The 4,048-nt window shown below is 66.1% G+C and carries 3 protein-coding genes and 1 pseudogene; all 4 read left to right on the top strand.

Going from position 1 to position 4,048, the window contains the following annotated elements; translation table 11 throughout:
- Positions 1-465 (top strand): annotated as a pseudogene (locus AB3X89_RS39010) (ABC transporter substrate-binding protein); the annotation flags it as partial.
- Between the two features lie 74 nt (positions 466-539).
- Complete coding sequence (locus AB3X89_RS39005) at positions 540-1,493, top strand: ABC transporter permease (protein WP_176110762.1); 954 nt, start codon at positions 540-542, stop codon at positions 1,491-1,493.
- On the top strand, positions 1,490-2,482 hold the full coding sequence (locus AB3X89_RS39000; protein ID WP_368587915.1) for an ABC transporter permease: 993 nt from the start codon (positions 1,490-1,492) through the stop codon (positions 2,480-2,482). The genes AB3X89_RS39005 and AB3X89_RS39000 overlap by 4 nt, the downstream gene beginning before the upstream one ends.
- Positions 2,482-4,048, top strand: a 1,567-nt coding sequence (locus AB3X89_RS38995; protein WP_368587914.1) for an ABC transporter ATP-binding protein, incomplete at its 3' end; no start/stop codon positions are given. The genes AB3X89_RS39000 and AB3X89_RS38995, both read left to right, overlap by 1 nt.

Below are 4,048 nucleotides of genomic sequence, written 5' to 3'. Positions count from 1 at the left end.
GCGACGACCGACGCGAACGGCTCGATCGAAATGGGCGTGCTGCTGCAGCAGTCCGCCGCGAAGATCGGCGTGAACCTGAACATCAACCGCGTGCCGGCCGACGGTTACTGGTCGAACCACTGGATGAAGCATCCGCTCGGGTTCGGCAGCGTCAATCCCCGCTCGAGCGCCGACGTGCTGTTCACGCAGTTCTTTAAGTCGGACGCGCCGTGGAACGAGTCGGGCTGGAACAACCCGAAGTTCGACCAGCTGCTGGTCGCCGCGCGCTCGGAAACCGACGATGCGAAGCGCAAGCAGATGTACGGCGACATGCAGGTGCTGGTAGCGGAGCAGGGCAGCATCGGCATTCCGACCTTCCTGAGCCTGCTCGATGCGAACGACAAGCGCCTGCAAGGGCTTCAACCCATACCTACCGGCGCGATGATGGGCTTCAACTTCGCCGAGTACGTATGGTGGAACGCGTAACACGTTGAAGCGCGCGCACGCGCCGTGCGACGCACGGCGCGTGCCCCAAAGCCTCAACCGAGGAGGTCATGCCTATGAACGGGAATATCGCCCAGTTGATCGGCCGGCGCATTGCGGTCACTGCGCTGACGCTGGTGATCGTCTCCATCATCATCTTCGTGATCACCAACCTGTTGCCCGGCGATGCCGCGCAGGCCGCACTCGGCCAGTCGGCAACGGCCGAAACGGTCGCGGCACTGCGCCAGCAGTTCGGTCTCGACCAGCCGGCTTACCTGCGGTACTTCCATTGGCTCGTCGGTCTGCTGCACGCGAACTTCGGCGTGTCGCTATCGAATAATCTGCCGGTCTCCGAGCTGATCGAAGGGCGCTTGCCGAAGTCGCTGACCCTCGCGGCGATCACCACCGCGGTGTCGGTGCCGATTGCGGTGTCGGCGGGCATCCTGGCGGCGGTCAAGCGCGACTCGCTGATTGACCGCATCGTGAGCCTCGGTACGCTGTCGCTGGTCGCGACGCCCGAGTTCCTGATCGCGACGCTCGCGGTGCTGGTGCTGGCCGTCAAGCTGCACTGGCTGTCCGCGCTGTCGTACAGCGGCGACATTGAGAGCCTGCACGACTTTCTGCGCGCGTATGCAATGCCGGTCGTAACCCTCTGCGCAGTCGTGATTGCGCAGATGGCCCGCATGACCCGCGCCGCGGTGATCGAGCAGCTCAGTTCGTCGTATGTGGAAATGGCGATGCTGAAGGGCGCGAGCCCCGCGCGCGTGGTACTGCGCCACGCACTGCCGAATGCGATCGGCCCGATCGCCAACGCGATCGCGCTGAGCCTGTCTTATCTGCTGGGCGGCGTGATCGTCGTCGAGACCATCTTCAACTATCCGGGCCTCGCGAGCCTGATGGTCGACGCGGTGAGCAACCGCGACTTCCCGCTCGTGCAGGCCTGCACGCTGCTGTTCTGCCTCGGCTACCTGATGCTCGTGCTGCTAGCCGACCTGTGCGCCATCATCTCGAACCCGAGGCTGCGGACATGACGACTCTTCGACCTTCTTCCGATTCGTCTCACCGACTCGGCGCGCTCGAGCCGGTGCAGCGCAGCAGCATGCTGCCGCAGGGCGCGGAGCCACCACGGTCCTGGCGTGGCGGCGGCGCTCCGGCGCCGCGGCCAGTGCACCGTCGCAGCGTCGCGCAGCGCATGAATCTGTCGACCGGCGGCTGGATCGGTCTCGCGATGGTGAGTTGCGCGCTGTTCGTCGCGGCGTTCGCGCCGTGGATAGCGCCGCACCCGGTTGGCGCGATCATCACGCCCGACGTCTTCGCTGGCTTCAGCGCGAAGCTGCCGCTCGGCTCCGACTACCTGGGCCGCGACATGCTGACCCGCATCATCTACGGCATGCGGCTGACGGTCGTGCTGGCGCTCGCCGCGGCGCTGCTCGCGGCGCTCACCGGGACGATGCTGGGCCTGCTCGCGGCCGTGGCAGGACGCCGTGTCGACGAAACCATGAGCCGGCTGCTCGATGCGGTCACCTCGATTCCGTCGAAGATGTTCGCGCTGATGATCGTCGCCGCGTTCGGCTCGTCGCTGCCGTTGCTGATCGCGACAGCGGCCATCAGCTACATGCCGGGCTCGTACCGGATCGCCCGCTCGCTCGCGGTCAATATTGGCACGCTCGAATATGTGCAGGTCGCCCGGGCGCGCGGAGAAAGCGCGCTTTACATCGCGTGCTTCGAGATGCTGCCGAACATGATCCACCCGATGCTCGCCGACACCGGGCTGCGTTTCACGTTCGTCGTGCTGCTGCTGAGCAGCCTGAGCTTTCTCGGCCTGGGTGTGCAGCCGCCGTATGCCGATCTCGGTTCGCTGGTGCGCGAGAACATCGCCGGTCTCGGTGAAGGCGTGCCCGTGGTGATCCTGCCCGCGATCGCAATCGCGGTGCTGACGGTCGGCGTGAACCTGCTGATCGACGGACTGCCGCATCGTGGGCGCCGCAAGAACATGCCCGATGCCGATGGAGGCCATTGATGAAGGGACACCTGTTCAGACGTGCTCACGCGGACTTTACGGCCGCCTCGCAGACCGCGTCGTTACCTTCGTCCAATCTGGTCGAAGTGCGGGGCCTGCGCGTGGTGGGAAGCCGCCCCGGCGAGCCTGATACGACGATCGTGCACGACATCGACTTCGAGATTGCGCGCGGCGAGGTGCTCGCCTTGATAGGCGAATCGGGCTCGGGCAAGACCACGATCGCGCTGTCGCTGATGGGCCATGCTCGCAGCGGCTGCCGCATCGCCGGCGGCTCGATCCGGGTCGGCGACACTGACGTGCTCGGACTCTCGCCGAAACAGCTCGAAGGATTGCGTGGCCGCAAGGTTGCCTATATCGCGCAAAGCGCGGCGGCCGCGTTCAACCCGGCGCGCTCGATCATGGACCAGGTGATCGAAAGCGCGCTGATTCACGGCACGCTCAGCAAGCGCGCCGCGCAGGCAAAAGCGGTCGAACTGTTCCGCGCGCTCGCGCTGCCGGACCCGCAGAAGATCGGCCAGCGTTACCCGCACCAGGTGTCGGGCGGCCAGTTGCAGCGGCTGATGGCGGCGATGGCGCTGATCACCGACCCCGCCCTCGTGATCCTCGACGAGCCGACCACGGCGCTCGACGTCACGACGCAGATCGACGTGCTGCAAGCGTTTCGCGGCGTGATCCGGCAATGCGGAATGACCGCCGTCTATGTGTCGCACGATCTGGCGGTGGTCGCGCAGATGGCCGATCGGATCGTGGTGCTCAGTAACGGTGAGATTCGCGAAACGGGCCGCACCGAGCAGATTCTGCATGCGCCGGCCCATCCTTATACGCAGAGCCTGATAGCCGCGGTGACGCCAGTCGCTCCCGCTGGATCGACCGCGGCCGCGCTGGACGCGTCGCAATGCAATGCTGGGCCGCTGCTCGAACTGCGCGGGCTGACGGCCGGCTACGGCGGCACCGACGCGCACGGCTGGCCGCACAAGGTCATTCTGCGCGACGTCGACCTCGCGATCGGCCGTGGCCAGACGGTGGGCGTGATCGGCGAATCAGGTTCGGGCAAGACCACGCTCGCGAAGGTGATCGCGGGGCTGGTGCCGATGGCGCGCGGCAAGCTGCTGCTCGATGGTGAGCCGCTTGCCGCCAACCTGAACCGTCGCAGCCGCGAACAGTTTCGCTGTATCCAGATCGTGTTCCAGAACGCCGACACGGCGCTCAACCCGACCCATACCGTCGAGCGCACGCTGGCGCGCCCGTTGAAGTTCTATCACGGTATGAAGGGCGAGGCCGCGCGGCGCCGCGTCGCCGAACTGCTTGGCCTGGTGCGCCTGCCAGCCGAACTGGCGCAACGTCGCACCGGGGAGTTGTCGGGCGGGCAAAAACAGCGCGTGAATCTCGCGCGGGCGCTGGCCGCCGAACCCAAGCTGATCCTTTGCGACGAAGTCACCTCCGCGCTCGATACGGTGGTCGGCGCAGCCATTCTCGAACTGCTGCGCGATCTGCAGAAAAAGCTCGGCGTGTCGTATCTGTTCATCACGCACGACATCGCCAAGGTGCGCGCGATCAGCGACGACA

Source organism: Paraburkholderia sp. BR14320, assembly GCF_040948665.1.
GTDB lineage: Bacteria > Pseudomonadota > Gammaproteobacteria > Burkholderiales > Burkholderiaceae > Paraburkholderia > Paraburkholderia youngii.
This window is presented reverse-complemented; position numbering and strand designations above follow the sequence as displayed.